The sequence below is a fragment of the Christensenella intestinihominis genome, assembly GCF_001678845.1.
Classification (GTDB): Bacteria; Bacillota; Clostridia; order Christensenellales; family Christensenellaceae; genus Christensenella; species Christensenella intestinihominis.
On sequence record NZ_MAIQ01000001.1, the window covers coordinates 438,166 to 456,400 of the forward strand.

Consider the following 18,235-nt stretch of genomic DNA (forward strand, 5'->3'; position numbering starts at 1 on the left):
ATATAATTCGTATCATTGCGAACTATATTTCCACGTAACCGTAACATATATGATAACCGCGCACTTTTTTGTTTTTTTATGCTTATGACTCAAAACTCCTGATTTCTTGTTTTCCATATGGAAAGACACCTCCAAAAATAAAAAATAGGCGGTCATGATTGCCACCTATCTTTTGAATTTTGATGCGATTCCCACTCAAACGCCGTCTGGCTCAAACCCGTATGGTTAAGCCAAAAACCTTACTCCCACTCGATTGTGGCGGGCGGCTTGCTCGTGATGTCGTACACAATCCTGTTGATATGCCCCACCTCGTTGATAATGCGGTTACTAACGGTTCCCAGCACATCGTACGGGATGCGCGCCCAGTCCGCCGTCATCGCGTCCACGCTGGTCACGCCCCTGAGGGCGACCGTATAGTCGTAGGTCCGTTCGTCGCCCATCACACCCACGGAGCGCATATCCGTCAGCACCGCAAAATACTGCCAGATTTTCTCGTCCAGCCCCGCCTTTGCAATTTCGTCACGGAAGATGAAATCCACGTCGCGCAAAAGGTCGAGCTTCTCTTTCGTAATTTCACCAATCACGCGGATCGCAAGCCCCGGACCGGGGAACGGCTGCCGCCATACCATATGGCGCGGGAGGCCGAGTTCTTCTCCCAGTTCGCGCACCTCATCCTTGAACAGTTCGCGCAGCGGCTCGATAATCTCGTCAAAATCCACATGATCCGGCAAACCGCCTACATTATGATGGCTCTTGATCAGCGCCGCGTCTCCTACGCCGCTCTCCACAACATCCGGATAAATCGTTCCCTGGGCAAGAAAATGTACCTTTCCGATCTTCTTCGCCTCTTCCTCAAATACGCGGATAAATTCTTCGCCAATAATTTTTCGTTTCTTTTCAGGCTCCGTCACGCCTGCCAGCTTTTCAAGGAAACGTTTTTCCGCTTTCACATGGACAAGATTCATATCAAACTGCTTTTTGAAAACCTCTTCCACTTCTTCCGGCTCATATTTCCGCATCATCCCGGTGTCAACAAACACACATGTCAGGTTTTTCCCGATCGCCTTGTGCAGCAGCACCGCGCAAACGGAGCTGTCCACTCCGCCCGACAGCGCCAAAAGCACTTTTTTGTCCCCTACTTTTTCGCGAATTTCTTCAATTGACTGTTTTGCATAATCATTCATATCCCAATCCCCTTTTGCTCCGCATATATCGAACAAAAAATGCTCCAATACGCTTTGCCCTTTAACCGTATGCTGAACCTCCGGGTGAAATTGTACCCCGAAGATTTTTTTCTCACGGCTTCCAAACGCCGCCACCGGGCAGGAATTTGTTGTTGCCAGAATGTCAAACCCCTTCGGCGCCCGATCAATATAGTCCATATGGCTCATCCAGCATACCGATTCACGATCCATATCCTGCAGTAAAACGCTCGACGTGTCATATTGGATTTCCGTCTTTCCATACTCCCCCGCCGGCGCGGAAGCGACGTGCCCGCCAAGCTTCATACTGATAAGCTGGCTTCCATAACAAATACCGAGAATCGGAACTCCAAGCCCGAGTATCCTTTCATCACAGACCGGCGCTCCTTCCTCATATACGCTTTTGGGGCCTCCTGTGAATATAATTCCAATCGGATTTTTTTCCTGGATACGGCGGACGTCCGTGTTATACGGTACCAGCTCCGCATATACGTGGGCTTCCCGTACGCGGCGCGCAATCAGCTGATTATACTGCCCGCCAAAATCCACCACAATAATTGTTTCCCTCATGAATGTAATTTCTCTCCAATCTCCTCCGAAAAAGCAAACCTGATATCCTTTGCGCCGCCTTTCTGGAGCTCGGCGCAAATGCTTTCCCGATCCGGTTTCGATATATCTTTTTTAGTATATACTACAATATTCCAATTTGCAAAATGCACAAAACGTTCCTTGCCAGCAAACCTTCGCACCGTTTTCTCCGCCTGTTCGACAAAATCGAGTTTTTCTGCCGTCAACGGCTCGCCGGGCGCAAAGCGGTTCGCCAGGCAGGCGGCAGGTTCGTGGATATAATAGCCCCTGCCAATCGCCGATAGCATATCGCAAATATCCTCCCGCCCGAAGCCAAGCTCTGCAAAAGGGCTTTTGCACGCAAGTCCGGCAACGCCCTGCCTGCTATCCACACATCCGGGGGCGCCGCCGCACCGGCCGTCCAGCAGCACTTCTGCGCCCAGATTCTTGGCAGCCCTTGCCAGCCCTTCCGATAAAAGCCGTCGGCATGCCTCGCAACGGCCGGCCCCATTCCGTTCGATTTCCGCTTCCTGCAATATATAGACCGGAATCCGTGCATCGTTCAGCTTATAATCGTCCAATACCTCATGGACGCGGTAGAGCTCTTCCTGCGTAAAAAATGCGGCGTTTGCGGTAAGCGCCCAGACGTTTTTCCCATGCGCTTCCTGTGCCGCACAAAGCAGCAGTGACGAATTCGTTCCTCCCGAAAACGCCACCGCCACATCGTTGCATTCATAAATGAACCGGACCAGCCTGCTGAATTTCTCCTGTGCCGTCATCGGTTATTTTGCGCTGTAATTCGGCGCTTCCTTGGTAATATTGATATCATGCGGATGACTTTCCAAAAGACCGGCGCTTGTAATCTTAACAAATTCCGCATTCTCCTGGAGCTGTTCGATTGTCGCAGCGCCGCAATAACCCATACCGGATTTCAGGCCGCCCACCATTTGAAACGTCGTATCTGCAAGGGGCCCTTTATACGGGACGCGTCCTTCCACACCCTCGGGCACCAGCTTTTGCGTGCTTTCCTGGAAATACCGGTCCGCGCTGCCCTTTTGCATCGCCGGGATCGAACCCATTCCGCGGTATACCTTAAAGCTGCGGCCCTGGTAGATTTCCATGTCCCCGGGGCTCTCTTTCGTTCCCGCAAACAGGCTGCCGATCATAACGGCCGCCGCACCGCCCGCAAGAGCCTTGGTAATATCCCCGCTGTATTTAATCCCGCCGTCCGCAATTACTTTGACGCCAAATTTCGCCGCCTCTTCCGCGCAATCCATAACCGCGGTAAGCTGGGGCACGCCAATTCCGGCAACAACGCGCGTCGTACAAATGGAACCGGGCCCAATACCGACTTTCACACAGCTCGCCCCTGCGGAAATCAGGTCATGCGCCGCTTCTTTCGTGGCGCAGTTCCCGACAATAATGTCGAGATCAGGAAATTCGGAGCGAACCTTTTCCAGCACCTTAAGCACATAAACGGAATGCCCGTGCGCCGTATCGATTACGATTGCGTCCACCTTTGCCTGCACAAGCGCCGCCACCCGTTCAAGCGTCCCGTTGCCCGTGCCGACAGCAGCGCCGACAAGCAGCCGCCCGCCGCTGTCTTTTGCAGACATCGGATACTGGATGGATTTCTCGATATCCTTGATCGTAATAAGGCCCATCAGCTTGCCGTTTTTATCGACGAGCGGAAGTTTTTCAATTTTATACTTGCGTAAAATCTGCTGCGCTTCAGCCAGCGTCGTGCCAATCGGCGCGGTAATCAGGTGATCGCTTGTCATTACTTCGCTGACCTTACGCGAATAATCCGTCTCGAAACGCATATCGCGGTTCGTAATGATTCCGATCAGCTTGCCGTCTTTCTCCACAATCGGCACGCCAGAAATTTTATACCGGCCCATCAGCTGGTCCGCATCGCTCACCGTATGGTCGGGCGACAGGGAAAACGGATCGGTGATAACCCCGTGCTCGCTTCGTTTGACCTTATCCACATTGTCCGCCTGCTGCTCGATCGACATATTCTTGTGGATAATGCCCATGCCTCCCTCCCGCGCAATGGCGATTGCAAGCCCGCTTTCCGTAACCGTATCCATCGCGGCGCTCATAATCGGTATATTAAGCTTGATATTCGGCGTAATATGAGTAGAGACGTCAACTTCATTCGGCGTGACAAGGCTCCTGTGCGGCTTCAGCAGAACATCATCAAATGTAAGACCTTCCGTAATTTTCATGTACGTTTCTTCCTTTCCTATCATTCATAAAATTATTTTTGCACCATGCAGGGGCATGGTGTAACGTACGATTTTACCGGCAACAAAAAAACGCGCGCTGCCCTACGGCTGCGGCGTATTTTCCCCGTCTTCCGGTTGCTCCTTCTTTTCTTCTTCCTCGAGCGCATGCTGGTGCTCCCTTTTGAGAACCATCCAATTAATCGATCCGACAACAAAAGCCAATACCAGCACAAGGATCGCGCCCGTAAATTCACGCTCCGCAAAAAGAACGGCCGAAATTGCAAGGAGCGCGGATATCGCATACAAAAGGGTAACGGACTGTTTCTGGTTAAGCCCCATGTCAACCAGCCTGTGATGCAGGTGCTTCCTGTCCGCATGGAACGGATGCTGCCCCTTCAAAAGGCGGCGCAGGATGGCAAACGCCGTATCCACAATCGGCAGGCCAAGCACAAGGAACGGAATGCCAAAGGATACGACGGCATTGACCTTGAAGAAACCTTGAATTGAAATGGCCGACAGCACAAAGCCGAGGAACATCGCGCCCGCATCCCCCATAAAGATTTTAGCGGGGTTCAGGTTGTACGGCAAAAAACCAAGGCACGCGCCCGCGAGTACGGCCGCCACAATCGTAACCGTCGGATTCCCGGCAGACAGCAGGGATACCGCAAGCAAGGCAAAAGATGAAATCGCGACGATACCGCAGGCAAGGCCATCCAGTCCGTCGATCAGGTTGATCGTATTGGTAATTGCAACAATCCACAGCACCGTAATCGGGATTGCCCAATTCCCGAAATAAATAATCTGGTCAAATAATGTCACGCGGGTAATCAGCACGCCGGAAAAACACACCACCAGCGCCGCGCAAACCTGCCCCAAAAGCTTAATATACGGCTTCAGGTCATAGATATCGTCCAGTATCCCGAGGATAATAATCATCAGCGCGCCGATAAGGAGCCCTATGAAGGAAGAATCCATATCCACAAACGCAAGCATTCCAAAAGCAAAAGCGACAAATATAGCAAGCCCCCCCATGGTTGGAATCGGCTTGCTATGCATACGTCTTTCATCTTTGGGGACATCAACCGCCCCCACCTTAATCGCAAGTTTACGGACAAGCGGCGTCGTCGTATACGTCACGAAAAACGTAAACAACAATGCGATAACAATCAAAATGCCCGAACGTACATCCATAATAGAACGTTTCCTCTTTTCGACCCGTAAACTATGAGCAAATATCACAAGAGCGGCAAATTATCTTTGCCGCACTTGCGCTTTGCTACATTATATCAATTTTCCTTTTTAAATGCAACATCTCCGTTTTCTACAAACATTTTGACTTTATCGCCAATGTTGATCTTTCCTGCGAGTATTTCCTCGGAAAGCTTGTCTTCCACGGTCTGCTGGATCATCCTGCGCAGCGGACGCGCGCCATACTGGTCGCTCATGCCGTCCTTTGCCATCAGTCTCGCCGCATCCTTGGTGTACGTAAGGTCGATTTCCCTGTCATGCAGCCTCCTGATAACGCTGTTCAGCATCAATTCGGCAATCTGCTGCGTATCTTTTTCCGTCAGCTTGTGGAACACGATAATGTCGTCGATCCTGTTGATGAACTCGGGACGGAAGGTGTTTTTCAGAGCTTCCATCATACGTTCCTTCATCTCATCGTATTCTTTGAGCTGTTCCATATCGCCTTCGTTTTCCTTGCCGAAGCCGATTTTGTTCGCCGCGATTTCATGCGCGCCCACGTTGGACGTCATAATAATAATCGTGTTTTTGAAGTCCACCGTGCGGCCCTTGGAATCCGTAAGGCGTCCGTCCTCCAGAACCTGGAGCAGGATATTGAACACATCCGGATGCGCCTTCTCGATTTCGTCGAACAGAATGACCGAGTACGGCTTGGTACGGACGGCCTGCGTCAGCTGGCCGCCTTCGTCATAGCCAACATATCCCGGAGGTGAACCAACCAGCTTCGATACGGAGTGTTTCTCCATATATTCCGACATATCGAGGCGGATCATCGCGTTTTCGTCGCCGAACATTGCGGCGGCAAGCGCCTTGGTCAGCTCGGTTTTGCCTACGCCCGTGGGTCCGAGGAAGATGAACGAGCCAATCGGCCTCGCCGGGTCCTTCAGCCCTGCCCTTGCGCGGCGGATTGCCTTTGCAACGGCGGATACCGCTTCATCCTGGCCAATCACACGCTCGTGCAGCATATCTTCCAGCGCCAAGAGTTTTTTACTCTCGTCCTCCGTCAGCTTGCTGACCGGAACATGCGTCCAGCTTGAAATAATTTGCGCAATATCTTCCTCCGTTACAACGCCTTTTTCCTTCGCGACAGCCTTGCGCCATTCCTCCGAGCAATGCTCGATATCGCGTTTGATATCCGCTTCCTGGTCTCTCAGCTTCGCAGCTTTTTCAAAGTCTTCATGCGCGATTGCGCTCTCCTTCTCCTTGCCGATTCCTTCCAGCTTCTCTTCCAGCTCCCGCAGGTCCGGCGGAGAGGTAAACATCGAAATCCTTACCTTGGAAGCCGCCTCGTCAATCAGGTCGATTGCCTTATCCGGCAGGAACCTGTCCATAATATACCTCGTGGAAAGGTCGACAGCCGCTTTAAGCGCTTCGTCTGTAATCGTCACCTTGTGATGCGCTTCATACCTGTCACGCAGCCCCTCCAGAATCTGCAATGCTTCCTCCGGGGTCGGTTCGCCGACATTCACCGGCTGGAACCGCCGCTCAAGGGCCGCATCCTTTTCAATATGCTTCCGGTATTCGTCAATTGTGGTTGCGCCGATCACCTGGATTTCGCCGCGTGCAAGCATCGGCTTCAGGATGTTCGCCGCATCCATCGCGCCTTCCGCCGCGCCGGCGCCAATCAGCGTGTGGAGCTCGTCGATGAACAGGATAACGTCCCCCGCCTTCTTAAGCTCGTCAAGCGCATCCTTCAGGCGTTCTTCAAATTCGCCGCGGAACTTGGAACCCGCCAGCATTCCCGCAAGGTCAAGCATCACAACACGCTTGTTTTTCAGCATATCAGGAATGTTGCCTTCCACAATCTTCTCGGCCAGGCCTTCCGCAATGGCAGATTTGCCAACGCCCGGCTCGCCGATCAAAACAGGATTGTTTTTCGTACGGCGGCTTAATATCTGGATAATCCGTTCGATTTCTTCCGAGCGTCCGATCACGGGATCAAGCTCCCCGTTCTTAGCCGCAAGCGTAAGGTCGCGGCCAAATTTATCGAGCTTCGGCGTGGATGATTTCGGGTTTTCGTCGCCGCTCACCGGCGCGCCCTGGGCAACGGCAAGGATTTCCTGCTGCATTGCCGCCATATCCGCTCCGAGGTCATGCAGCATACGGAATCCCATGCTCTCGCGTTCGTTGATAATTGCGAGCAGCATATGCTCCGTCCCGATAAAATTCTGTCCGAGCTGCCGTGAAAATGCTACGCTCATCTCAATTATTTTTTTGGTCCTCGGCGTGTAACCGATTACCTGCGGATTCCCGTATCCTCCATCGGTTGAAACAGAGCGGATGTATTCAGCCGCCTTGTCCGCGTTAATGTCCTGCTTTCCCAAAATTTCCGAAGCGGTTCCACCCTCCAGAATCAGGCCGAGAAGCAGGTGTTCCGTTCCCACATAATTTTCACCCATGCTGGCGGCAAACTGCGCCGCCTGGTTGACGGCCTCCTGCGCACCCGCAGTAAATCTTGACATATTGTCCATATTGTCCTCCCTTTAACCTTCACATATAAGCCTGTAAAGGCTGCCGCTGTTCCGGCGAGCGGCGCGCCCATTCTTTCTTTTACTAACGGCTTCTCTTGGCTATAATGTAACCGTGATTTTCTTTGCTAAAACAACTTAAGCCGTTTCATTGCCTTTCTCTTTTTCCTTTTTTATCAAGTCGCGTATTTCCGCGGCTTTTTCATAATTTTCATCTTTGATTGCCTGGTTAAGCTGCGCTTTCAGGTCTCCTTTTTCCTCCGCCTTTTCCCGCGGCTCCTGTTTTTGTGGGGCCACATTGATTTTCGGAAGTTCGATCCCGCTTTCAAACGGTTGGTCAACGCCCATAAATTCTGCGCTATAGCGGTCATTTCCGGTATTCGGAAGCTGCGGGGCCACATCAAACATATTTCCTATCCGCCTCGAACCACGCTTAAGCAGGCTGGTCGCAAACAGGTCATTGAAAAAATTATCCATGGAGAAGGCGTTCATCAAGCCTTCCTCTTCCCGTGCGCAGGCCTCGCATAAATTCCTTTCCGTGGTTACGCCATTAATACTCTGTTTGATATGAACATTTGCTTCCCTCTGTTTACATTTATCACATAACATATTATTCGTCCTCCTTTAATAGAACAGAAGTCAAAATCTCTCTTAAGATCGAACTCCTCAGTTCATCCCTTTGTTCCGGCGCGGCAAGAAGCGCCCTGTCTGAAATCGCCGCAAGCAGCACATTTTTCATTCCGTTTCCAATGAAACCGGTCTGTACAAGTCCTTCAATCAACTCTGCCGCCTGCCGCATATTGATTCCATGCTTCAGGTTTTGCTCGATCACCTGTGAAACATAATCACATTTATCAATGTTCAAACGTATCACCCGGATATATCCGCCCCCGCCCCTTCGGGATTGGGTGATATATCCCCGGTTTGGGGAAAACCTTGTCGTCAGCACATAATTGATTTGCGATGGCGCACAATTGAATTTCTGGGCCAGTTCATTTCGCTGAAGCTCCGCCATGCCGTCCGCTTCCGTCATCATGTCCTTGATGAAATCTTCAATATGGTCGCTTAAAATCGACATCCCTCGGCCTCCTATCTTTGACTTTCTTTGACCTTCATTTTAATTATAACCGAAAACAAATTGAAGTAAACAGTTTTTTCAAATAATTTTTGATAATTCTTCGGGAATTTGACCTTTGATTTTCGTTTGGTCATAATCTTTTCGCAGGGCTGCAAAAAATGCTTCCTGCACGGTCGCCGTTAAATATTTTTTCGCATATTCAATCAAGGCGACAAACTGATTTTTCGCGCTTAACGGGCGCGATGCATAGTCTTCCTGCTCGCAAAAAGCGTACAGGCGTTCGTAAAGCTCAAACGGTTCCAAAATTTGATTTTTTGTCAGGTAATCGAGGCCATGCCTTGCCCTGCCCGTATTGTAATATCGGTTCAGGAGGCCTTCGACACCCTTTAAAAACAGCAATTCTTCCGCCGAAATATCATTCGTGCGAATGACTTCGTAGGGTGCATAACTCCTGTAAATAATCCCGTATTTTTCCGCCTTCCGCCGCAGGCCGGTTCCCGGAAGCAGCTTTAAAAAGCCAAGCTGCAGCGCATCCGGATAAAGTTCATATATATCGTTGAATGAAGTCCTGAAACTGTTTAGGCCTTCATAAGGCAGCCCCGCAATCAAATCAAGATGAAGATGGATATTTCCCTGCTCCAGAATCGCGCGTGCATTCCTTTTTAGTTTTTCCAGGTCCATCCGGCGCATAACCGCCTCAAGCGTACGTGTATTTGTTGTCTGTACTCCTGCCTCAAGCTGGATTTTTCCTTCCGGCGCACAGCGCAGCAGGGAAAGCATCTCTTCATCCATCAGGTCCAGGGCGACTTCAAAATGGAAACATGTATTTCCCGTTTTCTTCAGGACAAACCGTACGATCTCCCTGGCCCGCGCCCGGTTTGCGTTAAAGGTACGGTCCGTGAACTTAACAAGCTTTACATCCCGCTCCACAAACTCGTTGATTTCACGTTTAACCTGGTCAAGCGGTTTTTCGCGCACGGTCCCTCCCAGGCTTCCGGACATACAATAGGCGCAGGAAAACGGGCAGCCCCGGGACGACTCGTAATAATAAATTTTGTTCCCGTCATACCGGTCCCCCGCCGAAAACGGGCCGGGCAGCAACTGCATATTATTTACAAGCCGGTATTCCCCATTTCCGGCAAGCTGGCCGGCCTCCCGATACAGCACTCCCCGTATATTGCCGGCGTTCCCCCGTTCGATCCCGCCGAGCAGTTCTTTCAGGCTTTCCTCCGCTTCACCGCACACCACGTAGTCTGCATACCGGCTTTCCAGCATATCTTCCGCGCAAAAGGAAGCTTCCGGCCCTCCCATGATCACAATCACTCCGGGGCGGGACTTTTTAAGGTCTTCCGCAATACGGAGCACATGCCCTATATTCCAAATGTAGCAGGAAAAGGCGACAATCTCCGCTTGATATGAAAGGATGCTGCGTAAAATGTCGTGGCTGTCCTGGTTGATATTAAATTCCATAAAGGGCACGGCGCTTGCCGCCGAAAGGGATCGAACTGCCGGATTGGTATGCACATAACTCGAATTTACGGCGACCAGGAGCGCTCTCATCTTTTTCCTCCAATTTATTTCCATATCCTGTTTAACCGGCATAATAAAAAAAGCCGCCCGTTATGCCCTTCCCTGCGGGAGAAACAAAATTTCGCGGCTTTTCCATTTACTTTTCGGTCTGGACATAGGTCACATAAAAGCTGTCTTCATTCTGGCTATAGTAATTGATGATATAAATCTCTCCCGCATTCAGGCCCGGCATAATCCGCTCTGTCTTCGAATATTCAAGCAAGGACAGCTCGGCGGTTGAAATCGTATATTTCAAAATCGCAACCTGGTATTCCGGCGTCGCGCCCTCATAGGAATACATCGTAAAATAGAGGATATCACTGCCGGCGTCGAAGCCAAGACTGGGGCTTTCGCCTTCCCCGATTCCCTGAATCACCTCTGTCTGTTCTTTGGTGGAAAGGTTTGTGATTACGATATTAAACGTTACGTCTTCGCTGCCTTCCCCTTCTTCCACAACCGGAACGACCGCCGCAATATTGTTTCCGTCAGGCGCCACCGCAAAATCGATGCCCTGCGCCACCACTTCCCGGCTTTCCGTAGCGATATCTACCGAATATATTTCCTGCGTGCCTTTATCCACAAAATAAATTTTCCCGCCGACCAGCGTAATCTTGCTGTCCGCGCCGGGCATTTCCCCGCCGATCGCGTCTACGCGGCTGCCCGCTTCTTTTGAAAAATCATATTTCACAAGCTGGAGCGCATTTGCCCCCTGCGACGTTCCCAGCCCGGACATCGCATAAACAACGGGTTTTTCCGCATCCCATGCGAAGGAGGTTGTAATCGTACCCAGTCCTTCCTCGCCAAGGTTATGCAAAATATTATCCTGCATGTCATAAACATACAGTACTTTGTTTTCAATTCCGGAATCCAGGATGCCAATATACCTGCCGTCAGCCGACACCGCCGCTTTTTCTACGCTGTAAAAATCCGGGAGCTCAAGCTGTGTCTTTTTGCCGTTGGTTTCGATCATCCACAGCTTTTCTTTCAGCACCTGTTCCACGTCCTCCCCGCTGTTCGGGACATAGGAACGCGCGTAGATAATATTTCCCTGGCCGGTTGTGCAAAGATAACGTCCGTTCTCAACCAGGACCGGCAGCGCGCTTGGCGTTCCATCCTTCATCACAACGGGTTCTTCCTTGACAGACTCCGTATCCGCATCCTTGTTATAGGGCGGCAGGGCATTTGTGTCCATTGTAAACGAATACGCCTTTTTGGCCGGCACCGCATTGGCAATTTTAAGGCCGATTTCCTCCGCAAGCTTTTTCGCGGAAGCTTCATCCTTAAGCGGTGCGGAAATCAGCATAATATCGGCAAGGCCGTCGCACATTGTGGGGGTAAGGCCCGTATCTTCCGGGATCAGATTCTGTTCATAGGCTTCATAAGCGTTCAGCCCTACGAAATAAGCCTCCTGACCCGTCCGCGGCTCGGGCGCAAGGGTAATAACAAGCTTGTCGCTGTCTTCCTTCACTGTCGCTTCTACATTCTCGTTCAACTGGAAAAACACGGAAATTTTGCCCTGGCTTCCCGAATGGATCGTGCTGAACACCCCATACAATACGCTGTTATTATAGGTTTCATTATTTTCGGCATAATCCCAATAACTCACGGAAAGGTCGACCTGCATCCGAAACGGCGCGGAAAGCATTTGCACGCTGTACTCCGGAACCGCAGATATTTTGGATTCGCTTTCGCCCGCAACACGCGAACCGTTCAGGAAATACATTGTGATAACCGTATTTTCTCCCTGCTGTTCCACATTAATATCTTTCAAATTTACGGCGTCTCCAAGCGAGGCGTCTCCGCCCGTAACAATCCCTTTCACCTGCTTTTCTTCCTCATCCGGTATGGAAGGGACCCCCTCCTGCGCACAGGAAACCAGCAGCAGGACCGCCGCCAGGACTAAAACCAGGATAACGCTGAATTTTTTCCGCATAATTTGTACCTTTAAATCTTTTTCATTATTTCTGCGTATTCCGCGAGCCTTGCCCTTACTTCTCCAAGGTCCGCGAATGCAAATTTCCCGTTTTCATAGATAATATCCCCGCCGACCATGGTCATGCACACATCCGCGTCGCTGCCCGCATATACAATCAGGGAAATATCGTCATAATCCGGCGCATACCGGATTCCCTCCGTATTTACCATGATAATATCGGCATCTTTTCCAGCTTCAACTATCCCGCCGCCGAGCCCCAGCGCTTCCGCGCCATAGCGCGTCGCAAGCTTCAGTGTTTGGGCGGCGGGCATGGCCTTCGGATCATAGGTTGTACCTTTTTGCAGGAAGGAAGCATAGGTCATTTCCTCCCACATGGAAAGCTTGTTGTTGGAAGCGGCGCCATCGGTTCCAAGCGTCACCCGAACGCCTTTCCGCGCCATTTTTTCCAGCGGCGCTATCCCGCTCGCCAGCTTCAGGTTGCTTTTCGGGCATGAAAGCACGGTCACGCCGTGTTCCGCCATCAATTCCATATCATGCTCGCTCACCCATACGCAATGCGCGGCATAAAACGGCACGTCGAGCAAGCCCACTTTTTTGCAAAGCTCAACCGGCGTCATGCCCTGTTCTTTGATGCAGGTTTCATGTTCGCCGCGCGTTTCGGACACATGCATATGCACGCCGGTGCCAAGTTCCGCCGCCGCCTGCGCAATTTCCCCAAGCATTTCGGTATTGACCGTATATTGGGCGTGAGGCGATAGGAATACCTTCAGCCGTCCCCTGCCGTTATATTTTTCAAACAGCTCCCTGCTTTCTGCAAGCATCCGTTCCCCGACGCCGGGCGCCGGCGTTACCACCGCGCGGGAAAGAATTCCGTGCAGCCCGCTTTCCTGCGCGGCCTTTGCAATGGAATCGATAAAGAAATACATCTCGTTGAAAGCAACCGTCCCTGCGGCGGCAAGTTCGCACATCGCGGCCATACTGGCCCAATAAGCGCTTTCCTCCGTAAGCTTGTCCTCGGCGGGAAAAATCCGCGTGTTCAGCCAGGACATAAGGTCAAGGTCATCCGCATAGGAACGGAAGAGGTTCATCGGAACGTGGGTATGCATATTGACAAAACCCGGCATTACGATATTCCCGTGCGCGTCGATTACGCGCTCCGCGGAAAATGCGGGCGCAGTCTTTCCCGGCCCGGCATAGGCAATTTTTCCGTCCTTAATCTGTATTGTCGCATCCCGGATCACTTCATCCCGGTCATTATTGGTAATCAGCGCCGCATGGCGTATTTCTATCATAATTTCAGTCTCCATACAAATATTTGTGCTGCTCCGGTGTTAGTACGTCTACCGCGCCGCCCATCGCTTCCAGCTTCCTTACGGCTACGCTGTAATCAATATCACGGGGCAGGTTCATCAGTCCCGGCTTCATGGAAGCGTGGTTCTCCCGGATATATTTCTGTGCGAGAAATTGCAGCGCAAAGCTCATATCCATAATCTCCGCCGGATGCCCGTCGCCGGACGCCAGGTTCACCAGGCGGCCTCCCGCAATCACATTCAGCACCCTTCCGTCTTTTTGCACGTAGCCTTCCACGTTATTCCTCATCTCAACAACTTTTTCACTCATTTCCGCAAGTTCGGAAACCTTTACCTCGCAGTCGAAATGCCCGGCATTCGCGAGAAGCACGCCATCCTTCATCTTGTCAAAGTGGCGGCCTGTAATAACATCCTCACAGCCTGTTACGGTAATAAAAATGTCTCCAAGCGCCGCCGCATCGTTCATACTCATCACATCAAACCCGTCCATCAGGGCTTCCGTCGCTTTGATATGGTCTACCTCCGTTACGATTACCCGCGCCCCCAACGCAGCCGCACGTTTTGCGACGCCTTTTCCGCACCAGCCATATCCCGCGACCACCACGCGTTTCCCGGCGACAATCAGATTCGTCGTGCGCATGATCCCATCCCATACGGACTGGCCCGTTCCATAGCGGTTGTCAAACATATACTTGCATTGCGCGTCATTGACGGGAATCACGGGAATTTTCAACTCCCCTGCTTTTTCCATCGCCTTGAGGCGCAGCACGCCCGTCGTCGTCTCCTCGCTCGCGCCGATTACATTTTCCAGAAGTCCGGGGAATTCCTTATGCAGCATGGTAATCACGTCGCCGCCGTCGTCCACGATCAGGTTCGGTTTTGTTTTAAGCGCGCTCCTGATATGCGATTCATACTGTTCCATCGTCTCTCCATGAATCGCATACACGTCCGCGCCCCCTTCGGCAAGGGCCGCAACCACATCGTCCTGTGTAGAAAGCGGATTGGACGCACACGCCGCTACCTGCGCGCCGCATGCCTGGATCACCTGGATCAGGTACGCCGTTTTGGCTTCAAGATGGCAGCATACGCACATCCGATAGCCGTCAAAAGGCTTTTGCGGCGCAAATTCCTCTTCAAAGCTTTTTAAAACGGGCATATACCGCTTAACCCATTCGATTTTTTGCCTGCCCGAAGGAGCAAGCCTGATATCCCTGATATCGCTCATTTTATTTCTCCTGCCAATTGTTTCAAATAGCGTGCAAAATCTTCCCTGAGGTCGTCCCTGTCGAGTGCAAACTCGCAGGTCGCCTTCAGGAACCCAAGCTTATCGCCCACATCATAGCGTTTCCCTTCAAACTCATAGGCATAAACCGCTTCCGTTTCCTGTAATCTCCTGATTGCATCCGTAAGCTGGATTTCGCCTCCTTTTCCGGGCGGCGTATTTTCAATCGCCTCAAAAATTCCCGGGGTAAGCACATAACGTCCCAGGATTGCAATGTCGGACGGCGCATTTTCCGGGCCCGGTTTTTCAACAAGGTCGGAAACCTTGTGCAGCCTCCCGTCCGGCTCGTCCGTGGCAATCACGCCGTATTTATCGGTATCTTTGATGTCGACCCGCTGGACGCCGAGCACAGTGGAGCCGCACTTTCCATAAGCATCCATCAGCTGCCCAAGCGCAGGTTTATCGCCCTTCACCACATCGTCCCCTAAAATGACCCCAAAGGGTTCGTTCCCAATAAAATCTTTCGCGGTAAGGATTGCATGTCCAAGCCCAAGCGGCTCCTTCTGGCGCACATACATCACATTTACCATGCTGGCAATATCTTCCACAAGCTGCAGGAGCTCGCACTTATTCTTTTTTGTCAATTCAAGTTCAAGCTCGATGGATTTATCGAAATGGTCCTCGATCGCCCGTTTACTCCTGCCCGTGATGATTACAACACTCTCAATCCCGCTTGCGACCGCTTCTTCGACAATATATTGAATGGTCGGCTTATCTACAATCGGAAGCATTTCCTTTGGCTGGGCCTTTGTCGCCGGCAAAAAACGCGTCCCGAGCCCTGCCGCGGGAATAACCACTTTCCTGATTTTCATTTTTCGAGTCCTCCGTAATATTCATCCAGCATTTCCTGCATTTTTTCTTTTACATACCGGCACATCAGAACCGTCTGTTTTGGTTGCTTGAGGCCCTCCGCGCCCGGGACGTCTTTTAAATACACCGGTTTTCCCACAATCAATTTCACCTTTTTGGGTTTGGGAAAAACAAACACCATCGGAAGCACCGGAACATTATTTTTTACCGCAAAATGGAACGCGCCGTTCTTAAACTTCCGCAATTCCCTTGAATACGGCGCAATCTCCCCTTCCGGATACATATGCACCTTGCGTGTCGTATGCTGGAGCACGTCATTCATCTGTTCGGAAAAATGTTCGAAATTTTTCAAATCAGAAGGCAGCGGAACCCCGCGCAGCACGCGTACAAGCCCACCGATAATGAACGCTTCAAAATTATGCTTCAACGCCACAAAATAAGGCGCACTCGGATAAAACACATAGGTAAGCATCGGCGAATCCATATTATGCACATGGTTTGCCACCGTAATTGCCGCTGTCTTTTTAACGAGCTTGGCGTTCTTTTTGTTAATTACGCCAAAACCCCAGCGAATCTTAAAAAACAGGTACCCGAAGGGCATCCCCACGAACATTGCAAAATAATATAAAAAACGCAATCCCCAGTTTTTCGTCACATACTGGTAATCTTCGTCAAGGTGCAGCTTGATCGGCGCCCACATGCGTTCCGCCGGACCTTTCCTGCGCGCTTTATCCCTTTCCCGCAGCTTTTCCAGTTCGGGTTTTTGTTCGCCATCCTCCGGCTTTTGAAGCTCTTCTTCCGTTGGTTTCAAGAGGTCATTCTCCTATTATCTTAATAAGCACGCGCTTTTTGCGCTTTCCGTCAAATTCCCCGTAAAAAATTTGTTCCCATGTGCCGAAATCAAGGCGCCCGCCTGTGACCGCCACAACAACCTCGCGCCCCATCACTGTGCGCTTCATATGGGCGTCCGCGTTGTCTTCATAACCGTTATGGGCATATTGGCTGTATGGTTTTTCCGGCGCAAGGCGTTCCAGCCATTTTTCAAAATCGGCATGCAGGCCGCTTTCATCGTCATTAATAAAAACGCTTGCCGTTATATTCATGGCATTCACAAGGCATAATCCCTCCTGTATGCCGCTCATCCCGAGCGCTTTTTCCACCTGGGGTGTAATATTCAGGAACTGCCTGCGCTGGGGAACTTCAAATTCCAGCACTTCACGATAACTTTTCATTTGCTTTCCCTCCTGCCTCTACAGATATTATATTATACCATAGCGCGCCTGTATTTCCAAGTCAAGACCACCAGCTTAGCTGGTGGCTTGCACTGACCCTATAAGGGTCTTTTGCTAGCCGCGCCTGATGGCGCATTGAATATTCTGCCTTATGCTTAACTGCACTGCCGCCGTTGAAACGGCAAAGCCGTTCCCCTATGGCTTTAGTGTTCTTTCTCTCTTTCCTTATTAACACGACAGGCAAAGGTCTTACAGCTAAAGCAAAGGACACTCTCACCCCCGGCATAGCCGGGGGATTTATCTCGCTAAAGCAACAGAAAAAACGCCCATGGGCCTGCCCACGGGCGTCTGTTGCATATACCGCTGTTTATACTTATTTTCCCTCGGTATCTTCCTCAATAACAACCTCGGTTTCCACAATTACCGTCTCTGCGGCTTCCGGCGTTTTCTCCGCCTCTCCTGCCGCTTCCTGAACCTGTCCGTTGGTTTTTTCGTCGATTTGCTTTTCCGCTTCGATGATCGCTTCCCCTTCCGTGGCCAATTCTTCCACTTCGTCCGCAATTTCATCTACGCGTGCTTCAATGCGCTCTACGATTTCCGCCTCTTCATCCGTCATGCCGATCATGTGGCAGTCAAACTTCCTGCGGCTGAGCGTCACGTAGAAATAGAATGCGCACATAAGCGTGCACACGAGCGCGGTCGCAATCATAAAGATATACTGGTAAACATATACCGTCTGCATCGTGCCCAGCATATCCAGCATCGATTTCATCTGTGCCATGACATTCGAGATCAGCAGGATCGTCATCACGATAGAAACCAGCGTGCATACCAGCGAGATTTTGTTCACTTTTTTACGGGTGCTGTCGTCCCACTGTACAATCAGGGCAACCGAAGCCACTACAAGCGCCACATACGGCACATAGGTGGCAAAATATGCAATTCCCTGGTCCGCGGACGTAAAGCTCGAAAGCTGCGCCAGGTTTCCAAAAAATCCGGCGCTCCCGAGCATGGCAAGAAGCAGCGTGCCCCATGCAAACAGTTTCGCAAAAAACTCCCGCTTGTTCTTCAGGGCCATGACCACAATCATCAGTACGGCAATGCAGGCAACCATCATGCCGCCGTACAGGTACAGATAGTAAAGTACCATCTGGAAATTCAGAGACAACCCGGAGGCTGCCGCCGCATCGTTGAGATAGCCGCCAAAGCCTACAAAATAGGCCGCGCATATTACGAGTATAATAATTGCTAAAATGATAAATGGTGCTTTTTTTGTTTGATTTGTTTTCGCTTCCATTTCTTTTC

15 protein-coding genes are annotated in these 18,235 nt (G+C 51.0%); all 15 read right to left on the reverse strand.

Annotation, left to right across the window (positions count from 1 at the left end; all coding sequences use genetic code 11):
- Window positions 1–239: 239 nt before the first annotated feature.
- A complete protein-coding gene (gene guaA / locus BBD38_RS02105; RefSeq protein ID WP_066683951.1) occupies window positions 240–1,772 on the reverse strand; it encodes a glutamine-hydrolyzing GMP synthase in 1,533 nt (510 codons plus the stop codon).
- Entirely contained in the window at window positions 1,769–2,548 is a 780-nt protein-coding gene (locus BBD38_RS02110) for an adenine nucleotide alpha-hydrolase family protein (protein ID WP_066683953.1), read from the reverse strand. Before BBD38_RS02110 ends, guaA begins: the two co-directional genes overlap by 4 nt.
- 3 nt (window positions 2,549–2,551) lie before the next feature.
- Window positions 2,552–4,000 carry an IMP dehydrogenase gene (guaB, locus tag BBD38_RS02115; protein ID WP_207644618.1) on the reverse strand — a complete coding sequence of 483 codons (1,449 nt, stop codon included), beginning with the start codon at window positions 3,998–4,000 and terminating at the stop codon, window positions 2,552–2,554.
- Window positions 4,001–4,102: 102 nt separating this feature from the next.
- Window positions 4,103–5,191, reverse strand: coding sequence for an MraY family glycosyltransferase (locus BBD38_RS02120; RefSeq protein ID WP_066683957.1), 1,089 nt, complete (start codon window positions 5,189–5,191; stop codon window positions 4,103–4,105).
- A 95-nt stretch (window positions 5,192–5,286) separates the two neighbouring features.
- A complete protein-coding gene (locus tag BBD38_RS02125; protein WP_082989420.1) occupies window positions 5,287–7,716 on the reverse strand; it encodes an ATP-dependent Clp protease ATP-binding subunit in 2,430 nt (809 codons plus the stop codon).
- 135 nt (window positions 7,717–7,851) lie between these two features.
- On the reverse strand, window positions 7,852–8,322 hold the full coding sequence (locus BBD38_RS02130; protein ID WP_066683959.1) for a UvrB/UvrC motif-containing protein: 471 nt from the start codon (window positions 8,320–8,322) through the stop codon (window positions 7,852–7,854).
- Window position 8,323: 1 nt separating this feature from the next.
- Complete coding sequence (locus BBD38_RS02135) at window positions 8,324–8,791, reverse strand: CtsR family transcriptional regulator (protein ID WP_066683963.1); 468 nt, start codon at window positions 8,789–8,791, stop codon at window positions 8,324–8,326.
- Between the two features lie 78 nt (window positions 8,792–8,869).
- On the reverse strand, window positions 8,870–10,393 hold the full coding sequence (locus BBD38_RS02140; protein WP_066683966.1) for a B12-binding domain-containing radical SAM protein: 1,524 nt from the start codon (window positions 10,391–10,393) through the stop codon (window positions 8,870–8,872).
- A gap of 64 nt (window positions 10,394–10,457) precedes the next feature.
- On the reverse strand, window positions 10,458–12,293 hold the full coding sequence (locus BBD38_RS02145; protein WP_066683968.1) for a hypothetical protein: 1,836 nt from the start codon (window positions 12,291–12,293) through the stop codon (window positions 10,458–10,460).
- Window positions 12,294–12,304: 11 nt separating this feature from the next.
- On the reverse strand, window positions 12,305–13,588 hold the full coding sequence (locus tag BBD38_RS02150) for an amidohydrolase (RefSeq protein ID WP_066683970.1): 1,284 nt from the start codon (window positions 13,586–13,588) through the stop codon (window positions 12,305–12,307).
- Window positions 13,589–13,592: 4 nt separating this feature from the next.
- Complete coding sequence (locus tag BBD38_RS02155; RefSeq protein ID WP_066683972.1) at window positions 13,593–14,831, reverse strand: adenosylhomocysteinase; 1,239 nt, start codon at window positions 14,829–14,831, stop codon at window positions 13,593–13,595.
- On the reverse strand, window positions 14,828–15,700 hold the full coding sequence (galU, locus tag BBD38_RS02160; RefSeq protein ID WP_066683974.1) for a UTP--glucose-1-phosphate uridylyltransferase GalU: 873 nt from the start codon (window positions 15,698–15,700) through the stop codon (window positions 14,828–14,830). Before galU ends, BBD38_RS02155 begins: the two co-directional genes overlap by 4 nt.
- Window positions 15,697–16,509, reverse strand: a complete 813-nt coding sequence (locus tag BBD38_RS02165; RefSeq protein ID WP_066683975.1) for a lysophospholipid acyltransferase family protein — start codon at window positions 16,507–16,509, stop codon at window positions 15,697–15,699. Before BBD38_RS02165 ends, galU begins: the two co-directional genes overlap by 4 nt.
- A 4-nt stretch (window positions 16,510–16,513) precedes the next feature.
- On the reverse strand, window positions 16,514–16,930 hold the full coding sequence (locus BBD38_RS02170; RefSeq protein ID WP_066683977.1) for a secondary thiamine-phosphate synthase enzyme YjbQ: 417 nt from the start codon (window positions 16,928–16,930) through the stop codon (window positions 16,514–16,516).
- Between the two features lie 373 nt (window positions 16,931–17,303).
- On the reverse strand, window positions 17,304–18,227 hold the full coding sequence (locus BBD38_RS02175; protein WP_066683980.1) for a hypothetical protein: 924 nt from the start codon (window positions 18,225–18,227) through the stop codon (window positions 17,304–17,306).
- Between the last annotated feature and the right edge of the window lie 8 nt (window positions 18,228–18,235).